The sequence below is a fragment of the Nonomuraea sp. NPDC052634 genome (assembly GCF_040678535.1).
Lineage (GTDB): Bacteria > Actinomycetota > Actinomycetes > Streptosporangiales > Streptosporangiaceae > Nonomuraea > Nonomuraea fastidiosa.
Window position 1 is genome coordinate 928,981 of sequence record NZ_JBFATY010000001.1, and the last position, 23,078, is coordinate 952,058.

The 23,078-nt window shown below is 71.8% G+C and carries 18 protein-coding genes; 8 read left to right on the forward strand and 10 right to left on the reverse strand.

The features are described from left to right. The first annotated feature begins 125 nt into the window (after positions 1-125). Positions 126-2,456: a glycoside hydrolase family 3 N-terminal domain-containing protein gene (locus AB0K67_RS04380; RefSeq protein ID WP_364052666.1), complete on the forward strand. Its 2,331-nt coding sequence runs from the start codon at positions 126-128 to the stop codon at positions 2,454-2,456. Positions 2,457-2,467: 11 nt separating this feature from the next. Then, positions 2,468-4,480: a beta-galactosidase gene (locus AB0K67_RS04385; protein WP_364052669.1), complete on the forward strand. Its 2,013-nt coding sequence runs from the start codon at positions 2,468-2,470 to the stop codon at positions 4,478-4,480. Positions 4,481-4,601: 121 nt separating this feature from the next. Here AB0K67_RS04385 and AB0K67_RS04390 read toward each other — a convergent pair whose 3' ends face one another. The 5 genes from AB0K67_RS04390 to AB0K67_RS04410 all read right to left on the reverse strand — a co-directional run bounded on the left by AB0K67_RS04390 (position 4,602) and on the right by AB0K67_RS04410 (position 8,969). Continuing rightward, positions 4,602-5,411: a TIGR02569 family protein gene (locus AB0K67_RS04390; protein ID WP_364052672.1), complete on the reverse strand. Its 810-nt coding sequence runs from the start codon at positions 5,409-5,411 to the stop codon at positions 4,602-4,604. Between the two features lie 82 nt (positions 5,412-5,493). Continuing rightward, positions 5,494-6,444 carry an adenosine deaminase gene (gene add / locus AB0K67_RS04395; protein WP_364052675.1) on the reverse strand — a complete coding sequence of 317 codons (951 nt, stop codon included), beginning with the start codon at positions 6,442-6,444 and terminating at the stop codon, positions 5,494-5,496. Between the two features lie 68 nt (positions 6,445-6,512). Further along, entirely contained in the window at positions 6,513-6,893 is a 381-nt protein-coding gene (locus tag AB0K67_RS04400) for a VOC family protein (RefSeq protein WP_364052678.1), read from the reverse strand. A 191-nt stretch (positions 6,894-7,084) separates the two neighbouring features. Next, positions 7,085-7,852, reverse strand: coding sequence for a class I SAM-dependent methyltransferase (locus AB0K67_RS04405; protein WP_364052681.1), 768 nt, complete (start codon positions 7,850-7,852; stop codon positions 7,085-7,087). Positions 7,853-7,949: 97 nt separating this feature from the next. After that, positions 7,950-8,969 (reverse strand): RNA polymerase sigma factor, encoded by a 1,020-nt coding sequence (locus AB0K67_RS04410; protein ID WP_364052684.1) that lies wholly within the window; start codon positions 8,967-8,969, stop codon positions 7,950-7,952. A 76-nt stretch (positions 8,970-9,045) separates the two neighbouring features. Here AB0K67_RS04410 and AB0K67_RS04415 point away from each other — a divergent pair, with 76 nt between their 5' ends. Continuing rightward, positions 9,046-9,690 (forward strand): TetR family transcriptional regulator, encoded by a 645-nt coding sequence (locus AB0K67_RS04415; protein WP_364052687.1) that lies wholly within the window; start codon positions 9,046-9,048, stop codon positions 9,688-9,690. 392 nt (positions 9,691-10,082) lie between these two features. Here AB0K67_RS04415 and AB0K67_RS04420 read toward each other — a convergent pair whose 3' ends face one another. After that, positions 10,083-11,576, reverse strand: a complete 1,494-nt coding sequence (locus tag AB0K67_RS04420) for a wax ester/triacylglycerol synthase family O-acyltransferase (RefSeq protein ID WP_364052690.1) — start codon at positions 11,574-11,576, stop codon at positions 10,083-10,085. A gap of 184 nt (positions 11,577-11,760) precedes the next feature. Here AB0K67_RS04420 and AB0K67_RS04425 point away from each other — a divergent pair, with 184 nt between their 5' ends. Further along, the gene (locus tag AB0K67_RS04425; protein ID WP_364052693.1) at positions 11,761-12,939 is read left to right on the forward strand and encodes a cysteine desulfurase-like protein; all 1,179 of its coding nucleotides are present in this window, start codon (positions 11,761-11,763) and stop codon (positions 12,937-12,939) included. A 45-nt stretch (positions 12,940-12,984) separates the two neighbouring features. Here the strand turns inward: AB0K67_RS04425 and AB0K67_RS04430 are convergent, their stop codons facing one another. The 3 genes from AB0K67_RS04430 to AB0K67_RS04440 all read right to left on the reverse strand — a co-directional run bounded on the left by AB0K67_RS04430 (position 12,985) and on the right by AB0K67_RS04440 (position 17,722). Further along, positions 12,985-14,388, reverse strand: coding sequence for a HAMP domain-containing sensor histidine kinase (locus AB0K67_RS04430; protein ID WP_364052696.1), 1,404 nt, complete (start codon positions 14,386-14,388; stop codon positions 12,985-12,987). A gap of 76 nt (positions 14,389-14,464) precedes the next feature. Then, positions 14,465-16,636, reverse strand: a complete 2,172-nt coding sequence (locus AB0K67_RS04435) for a SpoIIE family protein phosphatase (RefSeq protein ID WP_364052699.1) — start codon at positions 16,634-16,636, stop codon at positions 14,465-14,467. Positions 16,637-16,786: 150 nt separating this feature from the next. Then, positions 16,787-17,722, reverse strand: a complete 936-nt coding sequence (locus tag AB0K67_RS04440; protein WP_364052702.1) for a hypothetical protein — start codon at positions 17,720-17,722, stop codon at positions 16,787-16,789. Between the two features lie 290 nt (positions 17,723-18,012). Here AB0K67_RS04440 and AB0K67_RS04445 point away from each other — a divergent pair, with 290 nt between their 5' ends. Further along, positions 18,013-18,624: a GPP34 family phosphoprotein gene (locus tag AB0K67_RS04445; RefSeq protein ID WP_364052705.1), complete on the forward strand. Its 612-nt coding sequence runs from the start codon at positions 18,013-18,015 to the stop codon at positions 18,622-18,624. 40 nt (positions 18,625-18,664) lie between these two features. Here AB0K67_RS04445 and AB0K67_RS04450 read toward each other — a convergent pair whose 3' ends face one another. After that, positions 18,665-19,201: an XRE family transcriptional regulator gene (locus tag AB0K67_RS04450; protein WP_364052708.1), complete on the reverse strand. Its 537-nt coding sequence runs from the start codon at positions 19,199-19,201 to the stop codon at positions 18,665-18,667. A 76-nt stretch (positions 19,202-19,277) separates the two neighbouring features. Between AB0K67_RS04450 and AB0K67_RS04455 the strand changes: the two genes are divergently transcribed. The 3 genes from AB0K67_RS04455 to AB0K67_RS04465 all read left to right on the forward strand — a co-directional run bounded on the left by AB0K67_RS04455 (position 19,278) and on the right by AB0K67_RS04465 (position 23,039). Continuing rightward, positions 19,278-20,411 carry an aminotransferase class V-fold PLP-dependent enzyme gene (locus AB0K67_RS04455; protein WP_364052711.1) on the forward strand — a complete coding sequence of 378 codons (1,134 nt, stop codon included), beginning with the start codon at positions 19,278-19,280 and terminating at the stop codon, positions 20,409-20,411. A 27-nt stretch (positions 20,412-20,438) separates the two neighbouring features. After that, positions 20,439-21,839 (forward strand): amino acid permease, encoded by a 1,401-nt coding sequence (locus tag AB0K67_RS04460; RefSeq protein ID WP_364052714.1) that lies wholly within the window; start codon positions 20,439-20,441, stop codon positions 21,837-21,839. 684 nt (positions 21,840-22,523) lie between these two features. Continuing rightward, the gene (locus tag AB0K67_RS04465; protein ID WP_364057590.1) at positions 22,524-23,039 is read left to right on the forward strand and encodes a hypothetical protein; all 516 of its coding nucleotides are present in this window, start codon (positions 22,524-22,526) and stop codon (positions 23,037-23,039) included. The last annotated feature ends 39 nt before the right edge of the window (positions 23,040-23,078 follow it).

A 23,078-nucleotide genomic window follows, 5' to 3' on the forward strand; every position in this document is an offset into this window, starting at 1 on the left:
GCCATATGAGCGGGTTATTGACAGGGATACGACCCGGACCTTAGCGTAACAGCTCGGCAAAGTCACGATGATTTATCGGAAAGTTAACCAGAAACTTTCCGATACCAGGAAAGTCGCGAGGGGTCATGCCAGCACTTGAAGATCCGCCGGAGCCGGAGATCGCGCAGCAGCGGGCGCGGCGGGTCGAGGAACTGCTCGCCGGCATGTCACTGCAGGAGAAGCTCGCCCAGCTCGTCGGCGTTTGGCTGAACGTCAACAGGAAGAAGGGCGTGGTCGCCCCGCTGCAGGACTCGATGCAGAGCGAGGACCTCGGGTTCGAGGAGTTCGCCCGCAACGGCGTCGGCCACATCACCCGTCACTTCGGCACGACCCCGGTCGAGCCGGAGGCCGCGCGCAAGACGCTGGCCGAGCGGCAGCGGTGGCTGCGTGAGAACACCAGACTCGGCATCCCGGCCATCGCGCACGAGGAGTGCCTGACGGGATTGGCGGCCTGGCGGGCCACGACGTACCCGGCCCCGCCCGCGTGGGGCGCCACCTTCCATCCGGAGCTGGTGGAGGAGATGGGCAAGGCGATCGGTGCGAGCATGCGGTCGCTCGGTGTGCACCAGGGGCTGGCCCCTGTTCTGGACGTGATCCGCGACCAGCGCTGGGGACGGGTCGAGGAGTGCATCTCGGAGGACCCGTACGAGGTGGCGACCGTGGGCTCGGCCTACGTGCGCGGCCTGCAGTCCGCCGGTGTGATCGCCACGCTCAAGCACTTCGTCGGCTACTCCAACTCCCGCGCGGGCCGCAACCTCGCGCCCGTGCACGCGGGCGCCCGCGAGGTGGCCGACACGCTGCTGTTCCCGTTCGAGGTCGCGGTGCGCGACGCAGGAGCGGGTTCGGTGATGAACTCCTACGCCGAGATCGACGGCATCCCGATCGCCGCCGACCCCCGCTACCTGACCGGCGTGCTGCGCGACACGTGGGGCTTCGACGGCACGGTCGTGGCCGACTATTTCGCGGTCGCGTTCCTGCACACCCTGCACGCCGTGGCGGCCGACGCCGGTGACGCGGCCGTGCAGGCGCTCAGCGCGGGCATCGACATCGAGCTGCCGACCGGGGTGACGTACCTGGACCCGCTGCGCGCGGCGGTGGAGTCGGGCCGGATCGACGAGGCGCTGATCGACCGGGCGCTGCTGCGGGTGCTGCGGCAGAAGGCAGAGCTGGGCCTGCTGGACGACGACTACGACCCCGAGCCGCAGGGCGAGGTGGACCTCGACGACCCCGCCTCCCGCGACATCGCCCGCCGCCTCGCCGAGGAGTCGGTGGTGCTGCTCACCAACGACGGCGTGCTGCCGCTCGGCGACACGGCGGGCCGCAAGATCGCGGTCGTCGGGCCGAACGCCGACCAGGTGGCGGCGCTGTTCGGCTGCTACTCGTTCGTCAACCATGTGCTGCCGCACTTCCCCGACGTGGAGACCGGCATCGCCGCGCCGACCCTGCTGGAGGCGCTGCGCGAGGAGCTGCCGCAGGCGCGCATCGAGACCGCGCGCGGCACGGGGGTGGACGACGGCGATCGCTCGGGGATCGCCGACGCCGCCCGCCTGGCCGCCGAGTCGGACGTCGCGATCGTCGTGCTGGGCGACCGTTCCGGGCTGTTCGGGCGGGGCACCTCGGGCGAGGGCTGTGACGTGGAGTCGCTCGCCCTGCCGGGTGCGCAGCAGGAGCTGGCCGACGCGGTGCTCGCCACCGGCACGCCGACCGTGGTGGTGCTGATGACCGGCCGCTCGTACGCGGTGCCGGGCATCATCGAGCGCGCCGCCGCCGTCGTGCAGGCGTACTTCCCCGGCCAGGAGGGCGCGGGCGCGATCGCGCGGGTGCTGAGCGGCGCGGTCAACCCGTCGGGCCGGCTGCCGATGAGCATGCCGCGCGGCATCGCCGGCCAGCCGTACAGCTATCTCCACCCCAAGCTGGGCGGCGCGGGGTCGGTCACCAACCTCGACCCGGCGCCGGTGCTGGCGTTCGGCCACGGGCTGAGCTACACGAGCTTCGGCTACTCCGGCTTCACCGCCGATGAGGAGGTCGTGGCGGGCGAGCCGATCCGCTGCTCGGTGACGGTGCGCAACACCGGCGACCGGGCCGGCGCGGAGGTGGTGCAGCTGTACGCCTCCGACCGGATCGCCTCGGTCACCCGGCCGCTCGCCCAGCTCGTCGGGTACGCCAGGGTCGAGCTGGAGCCCGGGCGGTCGGCTCGGGTCGAGTTCGAGGTGCCGGCCAGGCTGCTGTCGTTCACCGGCCGTGACGGGCGGCGCGTGGTCGAGCCGGGCGAGGTCGGGCTGTCCATCCGCCGCTCGGTCGCCGACGTGGTCGAGGAGCGTACGGTGCTGCTGACCGGTTCGGTGTACGCGTTCGGCGGCGACGAGCCACGGCTCACCACCGTCGTGGTGACGGCCGACGCCCCCCAGGACCGATGAGCATGGACCGCATGGAAGCCTTCAGGCGACGTGTCGGCGGTTTCGCCTACGGCGGCGACTACAACCCCGAGCAGTGGGACCGGGAGGTGTGGAAAGAGGACGTCCGGCTCATGCGGCAGGCGGGCGTCAACATCGTCAGCCTGGGCGTCTTCGCGTGGGCGTCGCTTGAGCCGGAGCCGGGCACGTACGAGTTCGGCTGGCTCGACGAGGTCATGGACCTGCTGCACGAGAACGGCATCAGCGTCAACCTGGCCACGCCCACGGCCGCGCCGCCCGTCTGGCTGACCCACCTGCACCCCGAGGTGTTCCCGATCAGGGAGGACGGCCAGCCGTTCGGGTTCGGCAACCGGCTGCACTACGACCCGTCGTCGCCGATCTACCGCGAGTACGCCGCGCGCATCACGACCAAGCTGGCCGAGCGCTACTCGTTCCACCCGGCGCTGGCGATGTGGCACATCAGCAACGAGTACGGGCCCACGTCGTACGGCCCGGCCGCCTCGGTGGCCTTCCGCGAGTGGCTCAAGCGCAAGTACGGCACGCTGGACGCGCTCAACGAGGCGTGGACCACCCGCTTCTGGGGTCAGGTCTACACCGACTGGGAGCAGGTGGACGTACCGCACATCCCGCGTACGTGGATGAACCCCACCCGTCGCCTCGACTTCAAGCGCTTCACCTCCGACGCGCTGCTGGAGTGCTTCAAGGCCGAGCGGGACATCGTGCGCTCGTTCCGCGACGACATCCCGGTCATGACCAACTTCATGCGCTTCTTCCGCCACGCCGACTACTGGAAGTGGGCGCAGGAGGAGGACGCGGCCGCGCTCGACATCTACCCCGATCCGGCCGACGCCGGCTCGCACGTGTCGGCGGCCTTCAACTACGACCTGTTCCGCTCGCTCAAGGGCGGTCAGCCGTGGATGCTGATGGAGCAGGCGGCCAGCGCGGTCAGCCAGTGGAAGCTCAACGTCGTCAAGGAGCCGGGGCGGATGCGGCTCGGCTCGCTGCAGGCGGTCTCGCGGGCCGCCGACTCGGTGATGTTCTTCCAGTGGCGGGCCAGCAGGGGCGGGCAGGAGCGCTTCCACTCGGCGATGCTGCCCCACTCCGGGCCGGAGTCGCGGACGTTCAGGGAGGTCACCGACCTCGGGCGGGAGATGAAGCTGCTCGCGCCGGTCGCCGGCACCCGCTCGTCGGCCGACATCGCGATCCTGTTCGACTGGGACGGCTGGTGGGGCCTTGAGGAGGTCTTCGGCCTGCCGCGCAACGACTGGAGCTACACCGACACGGTGATGCGGCACTACACGCCGTTGTGGGAGCGGCATCACGCCGTGGACGTGGTGTCGGCCGCCTCCTCACTCGACGGGTACAAGGTGCTGGTGGTGCCGAACGCGTACCTGATCGACGACGCGGGCGTGGCCCGGATCGAGAAGTTCGCGCAGGACGGCGGCACCGTCATCATGTCGTTCTTCTCCGGCGTCGTGGACGCGAACAACCGGGTCAGGCCGGACGGCTACCCCGGTGCGTTCCGGCGGCTCATCGGCGCGAAGATCGACGAGTACTGGCCGGCGCGGCCGCACGAGTCGTTCACCGTGGAGTTCGCCGACGGGCGGCGCGCCGCCTCCACCTGGTGGCGCGAGGACCTGCACCTGGAGACGGGCACGGCCCTCGCCACGTACGCCGACGGGCTGCTGGCCGGGCGCGCGGCCGTGGTCGAGAACCGGTTCGGCGCCGGGCGGGTGGTGTACTTCGCGACGCTGCTGGAGCAGGAGGCGTTCGACGAGACGGTGGCGCGGGTCGTCGCCGAGTCGGGGGTGCGCTCCCGCTTCGAGGGCGTGCCTGCGCACGTGGAGTGCTCGGTGCGGGGCGATGACGCGTACGAGTACGTGTTCCTGCTCAACCACAGCGCCGAGTCGGGGGCGTCGGTGGCCGTGGACGTGAGCGGTACGGACCTGCTCACCGGGCGTCAGGTGTCCGGCGAGGTGGCGCTGGATCCGCTGGGCGCGGCGGTCGTTCAGGTCGCGCGCGGCTGACCAGGCGCTTCTGGTGCTTCCGGCCCCGGGGGGCTTCCCGCCTCCCGGGGCTTTCGCTTTCCGAGGTTGTCCGGATGGCTGGGGCCGGTGCGGGGCCGAGGCTGAGCGCCGGTGCCGGCGCTCAGCCGGGGTGTTGTGCGTACGTGACGGCGAGGTCCGCGACCGGGCGGTAGGCGGCCACCCGGTCGCGGGTCCAGCCGTCCCCGCCGAGGAGGGCTTGGTCGGTGACGATGCGGTAGATCAGCGCCCTGATCAGGAGCTGCCCCCACTCCGGCAGGTGCGCCCAGCGGGCGGCCAGGGCGGGGGCGGCGCCGTACCAGCACAGGGCATCGACGACCGTGATCGCCGACGCCCACGCGGCGGGCCGCCAGTAGACCGGCCAGTCGATGATCGCCGGGGGCAGGCCGGGGGCGAACAGCACGTTGCCCGCCAGGTCGCCGTGCACCGCCTGGGACGGCAGATCGATCGGGCGGCGAGCCCGTACGAGCGGCTCCAGCAGGCCCGCCGCGTCCAGCGTCACGGGCCGCTCCGCCCAGGCCACCCGATCCCCATGTGTCCAGGGATCGTCGCGGTCATCGAGGAAGGCGGGCCTCGGCAGGTGCGCGACGGCCGCGTGAAAGGCCGCGCCGGCGCGTAGTGCGTCGTCCGGCCTGCGTACATCCGGCTCCCCCGCCACCAGCCGGGACGCCTCCCAGCCCCGCACCACCCAACCGCCGCCGCTCGCTTGGATCGGCCGGGCGAGCCGGAACCGCGGCGATTCGGGCAGGGACGCCAGCACCTCGGCCCGCCAGAGCGTCTCCGGCAGGAAGGTGACCGGCTTGAGCACGACCGGCCCCGCCCGCCACGCCCCGCCCAGCCACACGGGCTCCCCCGCTCCCCCGAACGCGGTGACGATCTCAGCGGCCGGCGCGCCGTCAGGGACGGGAGTCACGCGACCACCGCCTCAACGGATGGCGCGGCCCCGGACACGCGAGGCGCACGGCCACGGGACGGCGCAACGTCGGCGGCGGGGGTCATGCGTCCGCCTTCAGCCAAGCATCCACGCCGGCCCGCATTTCGGCCTTGAGCGCCTCGGGGGCGAAGGAGGCGTCGATGCCGGCCCTGGCGAAGTCGGCCAGGTCGTGGTCGGTGTAGCCCAAGACGTCGCGGAGCCGGGCGTACTCGCCGGCCAGCGCGGTCTCCCCGTCCGTGTTGATCGTGACGGCGAGCCCGGCGGCGCGCAGCCGGGGCAGCGGGTGCTCGGCGAGCGACGGCACGAGCCCGAGCAGCACGTTGGAGGTGGGGCAGACCTCCAGCGGGATCCCGCGCTCGCGGACCTCGGCCACGAGACGGTCGTCGTCGAGGACCCTGATGCCGTGGCCGAGGCGCTCGGCGTGCCCGATGTCGAGCGCCTCGCGGATGCTGGCCGCCCCCGCCGCCTCCCCCGCGTGGTGCACGAGGTGCAGCCCGGTGTCCTTGGCCGCGTCGAGCACGGCGGCGAACGGCGCGAGCGGGTGGCTCTCGTCGCCGGCCAGCCCGATGCCGATCACCTCGTCGTGCCGGGTGGCCAGCTCGTACGTCCGCCACAGCCGCTCGATCGGCCGCCGCCTGGAGTGGTCGAGCAGCACCCGGCACTCGATGCCGTACCGCTCCCGCCCTTCGGCGAGCCCGTCGAGGACGGCCGCCAGCGGCATGTCCGGCTGCCCGACCCGCTCGCCGTGGGAGGCGGCGGTGAACGTCACTTCGGCGTACCTGGTGCCCTGGGCGGCCTCGTCGGCGCAGAACTCCAGCGCGACGCGGCGGAAGTGCTCGGCGGTGCGGAGCAGCGCGCGGATCTGGGCGCGGCGGTCGGCGAACTCCCTGAAGCTCCGGAACACCCCCTCGGGCAGGGGCTCGCCGCCCAGCTCGCGGACGGTCTCGGGACGGACGGTGCTCTCCAGGTGCACGTGCAGGTGGGCTTTGGGCAACGCGCGTACGTCTCTCACGTGCCACCACCCTAGGCAGCCGCCCGGCACGGGCGCACCGCATTATCTCCCCGAGAGGCCGGGTTCCGTCAGGGCCAGGTGCTGGCCTCGGCTTCGAAGACCGCGGGGTCGCTGTGCACGGGCAGCACGCACATGAGGTGGCCGCCGGGGACGCGTAGAGTACGGCACTCCCGCCAGCGTGACACCTCCTCCGCGCCCAGGCCGAGCAGGCGCCGGGTCTCCGCCTCGACGTCGTCGGTCTCGATGTCCACATGGAAGCGAGGGGCGTCGTCCACCGACTGGACGGCGACGATGAGGCCGGGCATGGCTCCGTGGAGGCTGATGAACTGCTCTTCACCAGGGAGCGGCCGGGCCGTGACTCCGAGAGCCGCGGCCCAGAAGGCGGCGGCCGCCTCGGCCTCCGGGGTGGGGGTGTCGATGAGGAGGGCGTAGACGCGGCTGCGGTGCATGGTGATCACCCTAACGCCCGTCCGCCGGCTGGAACCTGCCCCGGCGCAGGGCCCGGGGCGCCGCAGAGCCCTGCACCTGGCTGCTCCCGGCCTGCCCCGGTCGAGCGCCGCACCCATGACCTCTCGCGCCGCAACGGCGCGAGCCATCGCCCGCAACGGGCTCCACTCTCACCCGCGACGGACAGGCCAGGTCAGAGGGTGGTGCGCTTGGTCAGGCGCATCTTCGACTGCTTGTGCGGCCCGCGCTCCCAGTCCTCCATGAACGTGGCGTTGAACCCGTACGAGGTGGCCAGGCCGGCCAGCGTCTCGGTGCGGTAGTAGAAGTCCTCGCGCAATACGTGGTGTTCCTTGCCCTCGGTGCGGTCGAAGGTGAAGTCGAACCAGCCGCCCGGCTTCATCACCCGTCCCACGTGGGCGAAGCACTCCTCGATGACGTGCAGCGGCGAGTGCGAGAACACGCTGTGGGCGTGCACGACGTCGAAGTGCGCATCGGGCAGGAAGGCGAAGCGCAGGTCGCGTACGGGGGTCAGGTGGGGCAGCTTGTCGGCCAGCTTGTGCCGGACGATGGTGTCCTGGGCGGCGATGAGGATGTCGGGCGAGATGTCGATGCCGTAGTAGTTGCCGGTGTGCAGGTAGTCGATGAACAGGTGCCCGGCCCGCAGGTTGCCGCAGCCGATCTCCAGCAGGCGGCACTCGGGCTTGAGCCCGTGTTCGACGAGGTAGTCGAACTGCATGCGGCCCACCTCCAGCCAGCGCTTGTGGCTGTGCGAGCCGACCGCCCCTTCGGGGTCGCGGGCGGTGTCGGAGCGCATGACGGCTCGGTAGTAGGAGACGTGGTCCCGCGTGCGCAGCCTGAACCACGTGTCGCGGGCCAGCCGCCGCAGGTGAGGGACGATCTTTTCCGGATGCTTGATTGCGTACGTCGCTTGGTGGGCGAGGCTCGAACGGGCGCGTTTCACGCCACGGAATCTAGGCCGACGGCCCGGCCCTGAGAGCGCTGTGGCGTCACTCTTGATGACCCGTTTGCGCAGCCTTTCACACCGGAGGCGGCGGCGCTCAGCTCAGGTAGTCGCGCAGCGCCAGTGAGCGCGACGGGTGGCGGAGCTTGGACATGGTCTTGGCCTCGATCTGGCGGATGCGCTCGCGGGTGACGCCGTAGACGCGGCCGATCTCGTCGAGCGTCATCGGCTTGCCGTCGTTGAGGCCGTACCGCATGCTGATCACCCCCGCCTCCCGCTCGGTGAGCTGGTCGAGCAGCGCCCGGAGCTGCTGCTGGAGCAGCGTGAACGAGACCGCGTCGGCCGGGGAGACGGCCTCGGTGTCCTCGATCAGGTCGCCGAACTCGCTGTCGCCCTCGTCGCCGAGCGGCGTGTGCAGGGAGATCGGCTCGCGGCCGTACCCCTGGACCTCGATGACGCGATCGACGTCGAGCTCGCACTCCTTGGCGATCTCCTCGGGCGTGGGCTCGCGGCCGAGGTCGCTCGCCAGGCGGCGCTGCACCCGCGCGACCTTGTTGATCAGCTCCACCATGTGGACGGGGATGCGGATCGTGCGGGCCTGGTCGGCCATCGCCCTGGTGATCGCCTGCTTGATCCACCACGTGGCGTACGTGGAGAACTTGAAGCCGAGCCGGTAGTCGAACTTCTCGATCGTCCTGATCAGACCCAGGTTGCCCTCCTGGATGAGGTCGAGGAAGAGCATGCCGCGCCCGGTGTAGCGCTTGGCGATGGAGACCACCAGCCGCAGGTTGGCCTCCAGCATGCGCTGCTTGGCGCGTACGCCGTCCTCCGCGATCCATTCCAGGTCGGCCCGCAGGTCGTCGGGCAGGTCCGGCTCGGTGTCGAGCCGCTCCCTGGCGAACAGCCCGGCCTCGATCCGCTTGGCCAGGTCGATCTCCTGCTCTGCGGTGAGCAGCGGCACGCGGCCGATCTCCTTGAGATACGCCTTGACCGAGTCGGCCCCGACGGTCGTGACACCGTCGGCGGTGTTGTCGTCCAGTTCGAGAACCTCTGCTGCTTGGGACAAAACCCTCTCCTCGCTTGCGTGCACGGACGGCGTCCTAAACTTGGGTCGCACCTAACTTTAGGTTCTCTCGATCGAAGAGTCAACCTAAAATAAGGTCGAACCTAAGTTTTTATGTAAGACTGGAGCCATGAGCACCGACACCTTGGGTTTGAGAGAACAGAAGAAGCGTGAGACCAGGCAGGCCATCTCTGACCACGCTACCCAACTGTTCCTGGAACGTGGCTTCGACCGCACGACGATCGCCGACATCGCCGCGGCGGCGCGGGTCGCCAAGATGACCGTGACCAACTACTTCCCCCGTAAGGAGGACTTGGCGCTCGACCACCACGAGGAGTTCGTGGCCGGGCCCGCCTCGACGCTCGCCCGCCGCCCGGCCGGGGAGTCGGCGCTGGCCGCGATGCGGCGGGAGTATCTGGCCGCGATCGAACGCCACGACGCGATCATCGGCTTCACCGGGCCCGCCTTCGCCCGCATGATCGCCGAGAGCCCCACCCTGGTGGCGCGCCTGCGCGAGCTGCATGATCTGCGCGAGGAGGCGCTCGCCGAGCAGCTCGCCGCCGAGATGCCCGGCGACCCCGTCGGGGCGCGGGCGGTGGCGGCACAGCTCGCGGCGGCCGACCGGCTGATCTTCCGCGAGCTGCAGGCCCGCATGCTGACCGCCGAGGACGGCGACGACGCGGCGATCGACCGCATGGCCGCCGAGGTCACGGAGATCGCCCGCCGCGTCTTCGACCTCCTGGAGCCCTCACTCGGCACCCTGGCCATCCGCTGACCACCCCCTTCACCGGGCTGCGTTCGCCCGGCCCCGTTCGCCCGGCCCCGTTCGCCCGGCCGCGTTCCGCCGCCGGTCGCGTTCGCCCGGTCGCTTCGCCCGGCCTTTGGCCTGACCGCTTCGTCGGGCACGGCGGCCATCCGCCGACCGACCCTTGCTCGAACCCCCTACCCACGAGCACGCCGATACCCAGCGTGTCACCCGCCACCGACAATTCCGCGCGGGCCCAGGGGCGCTAGCGAGGCAAGCCGGGCGCCGCTGGCGGTGCACGCTGAAACGGCACAGGAGGAACGAGCCGGACAGCGCCGGGCAGGGTGGGGTGCGAGCGGCTCACGCCGAGCGACGCCGTCCGGGCGCGCCCAGAACGGCGCAGTGGAGCCGGCCGGGCGGCGCTAATGCGGCCGGCCGGGTTCTGCCTCGCGTAGCTCGTGGAGGGCCGCGCGTAGGTCGTCGGTCAGTTCCCAGGCGTCCGGCACCATGTCCCGATCGGTGACCACGCCGACGTCGAGCCATCCGTCGTAGGAGAAGGCGGTGATGTTGATGCCGCCGCTGACGTCGGTGATCACCGAGACGGGGTAGTTGCCGAGCAGCCGGACGCCGCACACGTACAGCGGGAACTGGGGTCCCGGCACGTTGGAGACGATCAGGTTGATGGGCGGCGCGGCCTGGCCGACCAGGCCGAACGCCGAACGCGCGGCGAGTCCCATGAGCGCGGCCGGCATCGACTCGCTGAACTCGCGCAGCCAGCGCGCGGGCGCGAGCGAGAAGCGGTCCTTGATGCGGTGCATGGACTGCCGTACGTGGTGCAGCCGCTCCACCGGGTCGGCGAGGTGCACGGCGAGCGGCGCCGTCATGATGGCCACCTGGTTGCCCGGCCCCGAGCCCTCGCCGGACCGCCCAGCGCCCTCCCCCGAGCGCTCCGAGCCCTCCCCCGACCGGCCCGTGCCCTCGCCCGGCCGCACCGAGAACGGCACTCCGGCCACCAGCGGCCGGGCCGGCACGCCGCCGTGCGCGGCCAGCCACCGGCGCAGCGCGCCCGCGCACACCGCCATCACGACGTCGTTGACCGTGACCCCGAACGCCTTGCGCACCTGCTTGATCTCCTCCAAGGGCAGCGAGACGAAGGCGTAGCGCCGGTGCGCGGAGACGGGCCCGCTGAACGGCGTCCTGGGCGCGGGCAGCACCGGCAGGTCGGGGGCGTGGCCCTCACCGGCGAGGCGGCGGGCGATTCCGGAGACGAGGGCGGCCCCGGGCAGCCGGGACACGACGGGGATCTCGTCGAGGTGAGGGACGGCGTCGGCGGCGAACCGCACGGCGTGGGCCGGGTTGGTGGCCAGCCGGGCCAGGCCGCGCGCCACCATCTCGGCGAGGCCGGGCGGCGGCTGGTCGTGCTCGGGTTCGACGGGTGGCGGGGGCGCGGGTTCGGGGGTGACGTCGAGCAGGGCGGCCAGTACGTCGGCGCCGCCGATCCCGTCCACGGCGGCGTGGTGGATCTTGGTGTAGAGGGCCGTGCGGTCGCCGGGCAGGCCGTGGATCAGGTAGATCTCCCACAGCGGGCGGCCGCGGTCGAGGCGGCGGGAGTGCAGGCGGGCGACCTGCTCGGCGAGCTGCCGGTCGTCGCCGGGCGGGGGCAGGCCGATCTCGCGTACGTGGTAGTCGAGGTCGAGATCGTCCTCCTCCTGCCAGTACGGGTGGTCGAGCCCGAGGGGCACGGGGGCGAGCTTGCGCCGCAGCGCGGGCACGTACGGCAGCCGCCGCTGCAGCAGGTCCTGCAGGTCGGCGCGGAGCAGGTGGCCGTCGAGCACGGCCAGGCCGGCGATGTTGGCGACGTTGGTGACGGTCTCGAAGTGCAGGAACTGCGCGTCGAGTGCGGAAAGCTGCGGCATCGTCCCACCTCCGCCCCGAACGCAATCAGAGCACACCGGTCACTTCAAGAGCGGCCGGAACCCCTTCGACTCACAGCTGCCCGCGTACGGGCCGGGCACGCCACCCCGTCTCCTGAAGGGACGAAAGATACTGGCGAGTCAAGATCGCACGATTGAGGTCGCGCCAGGTGAGCATCTAGATATCATGCCTTTCCCCATCAAAGAGGTACGCGCCGCGTACCCCGCGCTCTCCGACGGCCACGCCTATCTCGACGGCGCCGCCGGCACCCAGGTCCCTCAGTCCGTGATCGACGCCATCGCCACCGCCTACCGGACGGGGATCGGCAACGTGGGCGGCGCCTTCCCGGCCAGCCACCGCTCCGACGCGATCGTGGCCGCCTGCCGCGCCGCCGTCGCCGACCTGGTGGGCGGCCGTCCCGAAGGCGTCATCCTCGGGCCCAACATGACGACGCTCACGTACCGGCTGTCGAAGGCCATCGCCGGTCCCGGCGACGAGGTGGTGGTCTCGCGGCTCGACCACGACGCGAACGTGCGGCCGTGGACGCAGACCGGCGCCACGGTGCGGTGGGCCGAGGTCGACCCGGTCACCGGCGAGCTGCCGGTCGAGCAGTACGCCGACCTGATCAACGAGCGGACACGGGTGGTCGCGGTCACGGCGGCGAGCAACATCCTCGGCACCCGCCCCGACGTGCCCGCCATCGCCGAGCTGGCGCACCGGGCCGGGGCGCTGGTGTACGTGGACGGCGTGCACGCCACCCCGCACGGCCCGGTGGACATGCGGGCGCTGGGCGCCGACTTCTACGCCACGAGCGCGTACAAGTGGGCGGGGCCCCACATCGGCGCGGTCGTCGCGGATCCCGAGCTGCTGGAGACGCTGAGGCCGGACAAGCTCGCGTCGTCGCCGGACACGGTGCCGGAGCGGTTCGAGACCGGCACGGCGGCCTTCGCCGACCTGGACGGCGTGACGGCCGCCGTGGACCACCTGGCCGCCATGGTGCCCGGCACCGGCACCCGCCGCGAGCGCCTGCTGGCCTCGATGGCCGCCGCGGAGGAGCACGAGCTGGAGCTGTTCGCCGAGATGCTGGCGGGCCTGGAGTCCATGCCGCACGTCACGCTGTACGGCAAGCCCGCGCGGCGGACGGCGACGGCCTACTTCAACGTGGCCGGGCACACCCCGCGCCAGGTGGCCGAGCACCTGGCCAAGCTGGGGGTGAACGTCTGGAACGGCCACAACTACGCCTGGGAGCTGACCGGCGCGCTCGGCATCCGCGACTCGGGCGGCGCGGTGCGGGCGGGCCTGGTGCACTACAACGACGCATCGGACGTGGAGCGCCTGCTGGACGGCGTGGCCAAGCTGCGCTGAAAGGCGGTGCCGAAGCGGCGGCTCGGCCATCCGGGAAGGGGCGGCTCAGGCGGCGTCGGCGGCCGAGGGCTGCTCGTACACCGGCAGGCGGATCACGAACCGCGCGCCTGACGGGCAGTCCTCGACCGTCAGCGAGCCGCCGTGCGCCACGCACGTCTCGCGGCTGACGGCCAGCCCGAGCCCACTGCCGCCGGGATCGAGGCGCAGCCCCTCCTCCAGGCGGACGAACGGCTCGAAGATCCGCTCGCGGTCCTCGGGCGGGATGCCCTCGCCGTCGTCCTGCACGACCAGGACGGCCTGCCGGTCCGAGCGCGCGACGGAGACGTCGATGCAGGTGCGGGCGTGCCGGCGCGCGTTGGCCAGGAGGTTGTCGAGCACGCGCAGGAGCTGCACCCGCGAGCCCATCACGGTGGGGCGGCCTGATCGGTGCAGCCGGATGTCGATGCCGGAGCGGGGCAGCGCCGCGAGCTCCTCCTCCACCAGCTCGACCAGGTCGAGCTGCTGCTGGGCCGCCATGCCCGAGTTCTTGACCCGGGTGTAGGCGAGCAGGTCGTCGATGATGGCCTGGAGGCGTTCGGTGGTGCGCAGCGTCAGCCGCAGGGCCGAGCGCGGCTCCACCTCGTCGGGGTACATGAGCGCCTCCTCCAGCTGCACGTGCAGGGCGGAGACGGGGGCGCGCAGCTCGTGGGAGACGAGAGAGGCGAAGCGGCGCTGCGCGGACACCGCCTTCTCCAGCCGGTCGAGGTAGAGGTTGGAGGTGCGGGCGAACTCGGCGATCTCGTCGTCGCCCGGGGGCGCGGGGACCCGGAGGCTGAGGTCGTTCGCGGTGGCCTCGCGCATGGTGGCGCTGATCTCCTGCACCGGGCGGAGCGTGCGGCCGACCACCATCCACGTGGCCCAGGCCGCCACAGCGGAGGCGATCAGCACCGCGATGCCGAAGCCGATCTCCAGGTAGGGCGTGGCGAGTGCGGGCGGCATCAGCCTGCCGCCGAGGACGAAGTGCTCCTCGCCGCCGAACAGCGTCTGTGCGACCCTGCCGTCGAGCCGCAGCACCGCCACCATGAGGCACGGCCCCTCCCCGGGGCAGGCCACGGCGTCCTTGAGACGCGCATCGGGCGGCGGGCGGACGGTGGTCAGCGGCGGGATGCGCAACCCGGAGCCGTTGCCCGCCACCAGCTCGCCCCGCGCGTTGATGAGCTGCAAATAGTCGCTGCGCACGCTCGGCGTGGGCCGCGGTATCTGGCCGGGCACCATCTGGTTCGCCCAGCCCACGACGTCCTGCCGCAGGTCCTCGTAGACGTCCTTGGAGATGCTGTTGCGGATGCCGAGCACGGCGAGGGCGGCGACCACCGAGAGGATCACCAGGAACAGCACCCCGACCCAGCACGTGTAGCGCGCGCGGATCGACCGGGGGTACGGCCATCGCCATCCCGTCCCGCTCAGCCTCATGCGACCTCCTCTGCCCGCCCCCAGCCGGAGCAGGCTTCGGTGGAACGGTCGGTAGGCTCCTTCCGTCATGGTCCCGTCATGGTCGTGGCAGGTGTTCGAGCAGGAGCAGCGCGATGTCGTCGCCGCGCTGCTCGGCGGCGGGCGCCTGGTCGAGCAGGGTCTCTCCGAGCAGGTGCAGGGGCTGCTGCCCCGCCTTGGTCAGGTAAGCGGCCAGGCGGGCGATGGCGTCGTCCAGGTGCACGCCCGGTGCCTCGATGAGGCCGTCGGTGTACAGCGCGAGGATCGCGCCGGGCGAGAACGGCACCTGCAAGGTGGGATACTCCGCGTCCGGGTCGATGCCGAGCAGCGGGCCCGGCGGTACCTCCACGGGTTCCGCGGCGCCGCCGGGAGCCCGCAGCAGGGGCGGCGGATGGCCGGCGTTGGCGATGGAGAACGCGCGCAGCCGCAGGTCCAGGTGGAGCAGCACGCAGCTGGTGAACAGGTCGGTGTCCAGGTAGAGCAGCAGCCGGTTGGCGTTGCGCAGCACCGTGCCCGGATCGGCCTCGGGGTCGGTGGCGGAGGCGTGGATGGCGGTGCGCACCTGCCCCATGAGCGCGGCGGCCGACAGGTTGTGTCCCTGCACGTCGCCGATGACCGCCACGGCGGCGTGGTCGTGCAGGCGGATGAGGTCGTAGAAGTCGCCGCCGACGCCGACGCCCCGCGTGGCGGGCACGTAGCGGGCGGCCGCCTCCAGGTCCTCGATGTCGGGCAGGCGGCGCGGCAGCAGGCTCGTCTGCAGGCAGTGGGCGGCCTGGTCCTTGGCCTCGTACAGCAGGGCGCGGTCGAGCGCCTGGGCCATCAGCCCGGCCAGGGAGGTGAGCGTGGTGCGCTCGGCCCCGCTGAACGGGTGGGGCTGCTCGAAGGCCACCACGCAGGTGCCGGCCAGCCGGTCGGGCAGCGACAGCGGCAGGAACGCCCACGCCTCCATGTCGTCGGCGTCCAGCGCGGGCTTGTAGACCTCGCCCATCTCCTCGCGGTCGCCGTAGAACCTGGCCTCGCCGGTCCGCATGACCCGGCCGGTCATGGTGAGGCAGTCCACCGGCATCCCGTTCAGCCGCTCGACGAACGTACGGCTGAACCCGTGCGAGCCGAGCACCCGCAGCCTGCCGCCCTCGGCGATGAAGACCGCCATGGAGTGCACGCCGCACACCGCCATCATGTGGTCGGTGACCACCTCGATGACCTGCCGCACGGTGAGCGCCCTGGTCAGGGTGGCGGCCAGGTGCAGCAGCTCGTGCAGGTGGTGCGGCTGCGGATGCGCCGAGCTGTCGGCCAGCGGCAGCTTGCCGGTGGACACGAGGTGCAGGCTGACGCCCGTCGGGTCGGGGTGCAGGCGGGCCTCGACCGTGACGCCGCCCGGCGTGCCGAGCAGGCAGGTGGTGGGCTGCTGGCTGACCACGGCGTGCCGGAAGCGCTCTTTGAAGACGGGGCCGCGCAGCCAGTCCACCGCGTCCCACAGCACGCGGCCGAGCAGCGTGCCGTGGGAGGCGCCGCCGAGCATCTCGGCGGCCGGGTCGTTGAGGTAGGTGATGTGGCCGTACAGGTCGAGCGAGACGCAGCCGTCGCGCAGCCGGTCGGCGAAGCCGAAGGCGGCGGGTGTGCGCGCCCCCTCAGAGGGCCGCGACGGCAGCGGGGTCAGCGTGCGCGGCTGCGGGGTGACCGGGGGCCGCTGGTCGTCCCCCGCCGACTCCTTCAGCACCTCTTCCATACGGCGGGTGGCCTCGTCGATGACCTCCAGCTCGTACGAGCCGAGCCGCGGCTGCCGCGACGACGACCACATGAGCACCCAGGAGCCGACCACCCGGTCGTCGATCCTGAGCGGCGTGGCCAGCACGGAGAAGTGATACGGCACGAGGAAGGCCATGGCCGGGAAGCGGCGGGCCAGCTCCTCCAGGTCGGGCACCCACACCCGTTCCCTGCGCCGCACGGCGACGGTGGCGGGGACGCCGGCCTCGGCGCGCAGCCTGCTCCACTGGCCGACCATCGGGCCCGGCAGTCCCATCTGGGACTGCATGAGCAGCACCTCGCCGGCCGCGTCGAGCAGATAGAGCATGGCGATGTGGGCCCCGGTCTCCCGTGCGGCGCGCACGAGCGTCTCGTCCATTTCCGAGGTGGCCGGGGGCCCGGCCGGCTGGAGCCGGTGAGACGCGGTGAGCCACTCGGTCCCGCGCGACAGCATCGGCTCCTCACGCCTCCCTACGCGAGCCATACGGTCACGGTATCTACCGCTTTAGCCCGATAGGTGATTACTTGTCGTAATCTGACCGGTTACCGAGACGTGGATGGCGGTCGTCAGACCTTTCCATGACGATGCCCGCCGGCCGGTCCGGCGGGCGGGCGTCGAAGCCCTGGCCGCGGGCTATTCCGCGAGGCTGCCGCAGGTAAAGCCCTTCTCCCTGTCGGGCGGAAACATCTGCACCTCGGTCAGGATCGTGCTCTCGGAGAACTTGCGGAAGGTCAGCGCCCTGTCGCAGTCGTAGATGGCGTAGCCGCCCTCGTGCTCGCCGAGCACCATCATCCAGCGGCTGTCGTACAGGGGCTTGCCGCTGCTGTCCTGGAGCTTGGCCCATTGCGTCTGGAAGCCGACGGCGTCGAGCAGGGCGGTGGACTCGCCCTTCTCCAGCACGTTGATCGCGCCGTAGATCATCTGGATCATGAGGACGTAGCCGAGTCCGATCCCGGTGAGCGCGCCGACCAGCACCTTCAGGCCCGCCCTGCCCACAGGCCTGCGGCGCAGCAGCCGGAACGGCACCACGTACGCCACCACGCCGAGACCGGCCGCGAGCAGCACGTCGCCCGCCTCGACACTGATCTTGGCGGTGGGGTCGTCGCCCGACAGCGCTGTCATGAAGTACATGAAGCCCAGGTACGAGGCGCCGGCCCAGGCGGCGGCGATCACCGCGACGATCCACGGCTGCCGGCGCACCTTCTGCACGATCCGGCCGGCCCAGCCGCGGGTGATCACGTTGAGCAGCCAGCCCAGGCTGACGGCGAGGCCGAGGGCGATCGCGCCCAGGATCAGCAGCGGCAGGATCGTGCCCAGCAACCGGCCGAGCAGCACGGCCTGGTCGATGCCGGCCTGCTCGGGCGTGATGCCGAAGATCGCGTACATGGCCTGGTAGCCCATGTAGAGCAGCGCGTACAGGGTCACGCCGAGCGGGACGAGGACGGAGCCGGCCTTTTCCAGCAGGTCGATGACGCCGACCTTCTCCTCGGCCTCCGGCTCAGGGGCTTCGGATGCTAAGTCCGAAATATGAGTATCCGCAGGGTGAGCGGCATAGGACGGAGAAGTCATGGCCGGAGCATAGAGGATGGACTCTCCGCACAACGCCGTTTTCACGCTGTGAGGGACAAGTCCGTCATAGTAGTGATCACAGCTTCGCGCCCTCGCAGCGCTGTCTCGCTCACGCCGGCCCGTGCGCCGCCCGCTCCTTCGCCGAGGCGGGCCCTTGACCGCGTAGCCGTTTGGCTGGACGCTCGAAGGCACCCGGCTTGATCGACGGATCTTCCCCGGCTGGCCGCGCGACCACGTCCGAGGTGGATCACGCCGTGAGCACCATGCCGCGCGAAGAGGGTGAAGGTCGCATGACCATCGCGGAAGAGCTGCTCCTGCTCGCCTACGACAAGGAAGGCCGGCCGGACGTCACCATGACCTGGCTGGATCCCGCGATCGCCGCCGCCGTCCTGGCCGAGCTGGTCGTGCACGGCCGGGTGGAGATGTCGGGCAGGAGGCTGCGCGTTCGCGACCAGAGCCGGCTCGGCGAGGACGAGCTGGACGCCGCGCTGACCCTCATGGGCGCCAAGAGCAGGCGGCCCGTGTCGTGCGTCCAGCTCCTGGAACGGCACGGCCTACGGCGGCGGCTGCTGACCCGGCTGGTGACGGGCGGGGTGCTGGCCGAGACGCGCGGCAAGGCGCTCGGCTTCTTCCCCGTCAAGCGGTGGCCGGAGGCGCGTCCTGGCGGGCGGGCCGAGATCAGGGCGCGGGTGGCGGCGGTGCTGGGCGGCGCGGAGCCCGACTCCCATACGGGGACGCTCATCGCGATCCTGCACGCCGACCGGTACACCCGCACGTTCTTCCCCGGCTACGACGACCGGCGCTACAAGGAGGTCGCCGAGGGCGGCTGGGCGGCCGAGCCGGTGATCCGCACGGTGGGCGTCATCGCCGACGCCGCACTGTACGCCATGGCCGGCGAGTGACCGCTGCTCCCAACCGGCTTCTCCCCTGACGGCGCACCGGTCAGTAGCTGGGCGGGGTCGCCGCGACGAGGAAGTCGGCGGGCTCGTCGCCCGGGTTGATGTAGCGGTGCGGGAGCGTGGAGTCGAAGTAGCAGCTGTCCCCCTCCTCCAGCAGGTGCTCGGTCCCCGCCACCTCGACCACGAGCCGCCCGCGCAGCACGAGCACGCACTCCTCCGACGGGTGCGTCCACGGCTCGGCGGCCGACGCGCCGCCGGGCAGCAGGTGGCCTTCGAGCACCTCCAGGCGGCCATGGCCGGGCGAGACGCGCGTGTAGGAGATCCCGCCGGCCGGCGACTTGACCAGCATCCGCCCGCCGCGCCGCACCACGGCCACGGCCTCGGCGTCGGGCTCCTTGAACAGGTCGAACAGTGGCAGGTCCAGCACCTTGGCGATCTTCCGCAGCGTCTCCAGGCTGGGGTCGGCGAGGTCGCGCTCGACCTGGCTGATGAGCCCGCTGGACACGCCGGTGGCGGCGGCGAGCTGGGCGAGGGTCAGCCCGCGTTCCGTGCGGAGCTGCCGGATCCTGGCACCGATCACCCGGCGATCCTACCGTCGTTCAACCACATTGAACGGCTATTGACCTGGTTGAAATCCCCTGGATAAGGTGCCCGAAATGTCGTACATGTTGAACGCCTCCCAGTTCCGGGCCGAGTTCCCCTCTCTGGCCGACTGCGTGCACCTCGCGAGCTGCAGCCAGGGCGCGCTGTCGTCGCGGCTGGCGTACGCGCTGCAGGAGATCGGCCACTCGCTGCGTGTGGAGGGCGCCCCGTGGGGGACGTGGATGGCGCAGGTCGAGCGGGCCAGGGAGCGTTTCGCCCGGTTGATCGGCGCCGAGCCCGGCGAGGTGGCCGTGCTGTCGTGCGCCTCGGAGGCCGCATACCAGGCCGCCTCCTCGCTCGACTGGTCGCGGCGGCCCGGCATCGTCACCACCGACCTGGAGTTCCCGTCCATCGCGCACGTCTGGCTGGCGCAGGGTCAGCGCGGCGCGCGGGTGCGGGTGGTGGCCGACAGCGGCGAACACGTGGCGGCGGAGGCGTACGAGGAGCTGATCGACGAGAGCGTCGGCCTGGTGTCGGTGCCGCTGCACACCTACCGCAACGGCGCCCGCCTGCCGGTCGAGGACGTCGTGCGGCTGGCGCACGAGCAGGGCTCGCGGGTCTTCGTGGACGCCTACCAGGCCGCCGGGGTGACCCCGATCGACGTGCGCGAGCTGGGCTGCGACTACCTCGCGTCGGGCTCGCTCAAGTACCTGCTGGGCCTGCCCGGCATCGCCTTCCTGTACGTGCGCGGCGGGCTCGAGCAGCAGCGCGAGCCGGAGCTGACCGGGTGGTTCGGCCGCAGGCAGCCGTTCGCGTTCGACCCCCGGCTGCTCGACTTCCCCGCCGACGCCCGCCGTTTCGAGACCGGCACGCCGCCCATCCCGTCGGCGTACGCCGCCAACGCCGGCCTCGACCTGATCGAGCGCATCGACCTGCACGACGTGCGGCGGCACGTGTCCGGGCTGGTGGAGGAGCTGGCCGAGCGGCTGACCGCGCAGGGCGTGCGGGTGGCGAGCCCGGCGGGCGCGCGCGGCCCGCAGGTGGCCATCGCCGACCAGGCCCCCGACCGGCTGGCCGCCGCGCTCGCCGAGCGCCGCATCTGGACGGCGCCGCGCGGCGACCTGCTGCGGCTGTCGTTCCACTACTACAACGACCGCTCCGATGTGGACGCGGCCGTCGAAGCCATCAGCTCCTATCGGAGGAGCTGACCACCCCCCTACCGAGAGGCACCCGCCGTGGACGACCCCGCGACCCCCAACGCACCCGGCCTGCAGCGCCGGCTGACCGGCCGTCAGCTCACGATGATCGGGCTCGGCGGCGCCATCGGCACCGGGCTCTTCCTCGGCTCCAGCCTGGCGATCTCGCAGGCGGGCCCGGCGACGATCGTGGCGTACGTCATCTGCGCCGCGGTCGCCATGGTGATCGGCTGGTCGCTGGCCGAGATGGTGGTGGTACACCCCGAGGCGGGCGCGTTCGGGGTCATCGCCCACCGCTATCTGGGGCCGTGGGCCGGGTTCGTGGTGCGGTGGACGTACTGGACGATCCAGGTCATCGCGATCGGCGGCGAGGTGATCGCGGCCGGGATCTACGTGCAGTTCTGGTGGCCGTCGCTGCCGCTGTGGCTGCCGGTCGCGGTCTTCTCGCTCGTCGTGCTGGCGGTGAACGCGGCCGCGGTGCGGCTGTTCGGCGAGATCGAGTACTGGTTCGCGATGATCAAAGTGGTGGCGATCATCGTGTTCGTCCTGCTCGGCCTGGTGCTGGTGACGGTCGGCCTGCCCAGCGCGGACGCCACGGGCCTCGCCAACCTGACCGCGCACGGCGGCTTCCTGCCGAACGGGATGAGCGGGCTGTTCCTCGCCATGGTGTTCGTGCTGTTCAGCTACATCGGCACCGAGGTCGTGTCGGTCACCGCCGCCGAGTCGGAGGACCCCGTACGCGACATCCCGCGCGCCGCCCGCCGCATGATCACCCGGCTCGCGCTCTTCTACGTGGTGGCCATCGCGATCGTGCTCACCGTGGTGCCGTGGCCGGTGACGGCGCAGGGCGGCTCGGTCACCGAGAGCCCGTTCGTCACCGTGTTCTCGGCCGCCGGAGTCCCCGCCGCCGCGACCATCATGAACTTCGTGGTGCTCACCGCCGCGCTGTCCAGCGCCAACACCAACCTCTACCTGACCACCCGGATGATGCACTCCCTGGCCGCCAACGGCTACGCCCCTCGCTGGACGGGACGGCTGAGCCGGGCGGGTGTGCCGCGCAACGCGCTCGCGCTGTCGGCGCTCGGCCTGGCGCTCGCGGCCGGGGTGTCGGCGGCCAGCGAGAGCGGCGCGTACCTGGCGCTGTTCGGCGTGTCGGTGTTCGGCGCGCTGGTGGTGTGGCTGCTCATCCTGGCCACCCACCAGGCGTTCCGCCGCAAGCGCGCCGCCCAGGGGCTGCCGCCGTCGCCGGTGCGGCTCTGGGGCGCGCCCGTGACGTCGGGCGTGGTGATGGTGTTCCTTGCCGCGGTGATCGTCTCGACGCTGTTCATCGAGCCGCTGCGGCCTGCCTGGTGGGCGGGCGTCCCGTTCTTCGTGATCGTCAGCGCGGCGTACGTGATCGCCTCCCGCCGGGCCCGAACGGGTGTGCGCGGCATCGGGTGAAGTGCCCGGCATGCCATGTGTACTTCCTCTGAGGACGACGCGGCCCGCCCCGCCCTGCCACGGGCGCGGCTGAGCGCATCCGCGTCAGCTCTGACCTTTCCTCGCTCGTGGTGGCCGCCCTGCGCGTGACCGGCGTGGACGTGACCGTCTCGGCCGGCGACCGGCTGGGCGTGGCCGGCGAGAACGGCCGTGGCAGATCACACTGCTGCAGGTGCTCGCAAGCAGGCTCGCACCGGACGCGGGCATCGTGCACCGCGCGGGCACCATCGGGGTCGCCGACGGCCGCCTGCCTGCTCGGCGCCGGGCACGACCTGCTGCTGCTCGACGAGCCGACCAACCATCTCGACGCCGCCGGGCTCGGCCCCGCGGCCGGCAGGCGCCGCGCGGGGCCGCCCCCGCTCCTCACCCCGGCCCACCCGTGCTCGCCGTCACGACGCGTGCCGACCCACCCGAAAGGATTGCGTGACGCTGCTCCCCGATTGACCCGCGGCGGGCCGTTCAGGCACCGGCACGGAGGCCCGCCGATGCCACGCGGCGGGCCGTTCGGGCACCGGCACGGAGACCGGCCGATGCCGAGTTTTGCTGAAGTTTCGCCTGATTTCAGGTTCTTTGCCCCCTTTGAGGGCAGGCGGGCGGCGATGGGTCGGCCTTCACAGACGCGGCTCGGGGAAGGAAAAATCGATCATGGCGAACAAGATGGGAATCGCCTGCGCCTTGCTGGCCGGGTACTACCTCGGGCGGCGACGGAAGCTGCGCACGGCGGCGTTCCTGGCGGCGGCCGGGCTTGCGGGGAAGGCCTCAGGGAACGGCGGGCTGCTGTCGCTGGGGCTGAAGGCGCTGGGCTCATCGGCCGATATCGGCAAGCTCACCGAGCAGGTCAAGGGCGGCCTGCTGGAGGCCGGTAAGGCCGCGGCGAGCAGACAGGTCGACTCCCTGAGCGACAAGCTCCATGAACGTGCCGAGCAGCTCAAGACACCGGCCACCGCCGAGGGCGGGGACGAGCCCACCGAGGGCGCGGACCAGCCCGCCGAGCGGGCGGACGGCACCGGCCCCACCGACGAGTCCTCCTCGGACGGCGAGCCCGAGAGCGATACCGGCGACGAGGCCGGGGATCAGGACGAGACCGAGCGAGAGCCTGCTGGGCAGGAACGGGCGCGACGGCAGCCGCGTACCATCCGGCGGACCTCCGTGCGGAGGTGAGCACAGGTGGCTGAGGAACGAGCGGGAGCGGGCCGCCCC

What these genes read in the sequence shown, in the direction of transcription:
- AB0K67_RS04380 (WP_364052666.1), top strand. Translation starts at nt 126, where the DNA reads ATGCCAGCACTTGAAGATCCGCCGGAGCCGGAGATCGCGCAGCAGCGG.
- AB0K67_RS04385 (WP_364052669.1), top strand. Translation starts at nt 2,468, where the DNA reads ATGGAAGCCTTCAGGCGACGTGTCGGCGGTTTCGCCTACGGCGGCGAC.
- AB0K67_RS04400 (WP_364052678.1), bottom strand. Translation starts at nt 6,893, where the DNA reads ATGCACCGCAGCCGCGTCTACGCCCTCCTCATCGACACCCCCACCCCG.
- AB0K67_RS04415 (WP_364052687.1), top strand. Translation starts at nt 9,046, where the DNA reads ATGAGCACCGACACCTTGGGTTTGAGAGAACAGAAGAAGCGTGAGACC.
- AB0K67_RS04420 (WP_364052690.1), bottom strand. Translation starts at nt 11,576, where the DNA reads ATGCCGCAGCTTTCCGCACTCGACGCGCAGTTCCTGCACTTCGAGACC.
- AB0K67_RS04425 (WP_364052693.1), top strand. Translation starts at nt 11,761, where the DNA reads ATGCCTTTCCCCATCAAAGAGGTACGCGCCGCGTACCCCGCGCTCTCC.
- AB0K67_RS04430 (WP_364052696.1), bottom strand. Translation starts at nt 14,388, where the DNA reads ATGAGGCTGAGCGGGACGGGATGGCGATGGCCGTACCCCCGGTCGATC.
- AB0K67_RS04435 (WP_364052699.1), bottom strand. Translation starts at nt 16,636, where the DNA reads ATGGCTCGCGTAGGGAGGCGTGAGGAGCCGATGCTGTCGCGCGGGACC.
- AB0K67_RS04440 (WP_364052702.1), bottom strand. Translation starts at nt 17,722, where the DNA reads ATGACTTCTCCGTCCTATGCCGCTCACCCTGCGGATACTCATATTTCG.
- AB0K67_RS04445 (WP_364052705.1), top strand. Translation starts at nt 18,013, where the DNA reads ATGACCATCGCGGAAGAGCTGCTCCTGCTCGCCTACGACAAGGAAGGC.
- AB0K67_RS04455 (WP_364052711.1), top strand. Translation starts at nt 19,278, where the DNA reads ATGTCGTACATGTTGAACGCCTCCCAGTTCCGGGCCGAGTTCCCCTCT.
- AB0K67_RS04465 (WP_364057590.1), top strand. Translation starts at nt 22,524, where the DNA reads ATGGCGAACAAGATGGGAATCGCCTGCGCCTTGCTGGCCGGGTACTAC.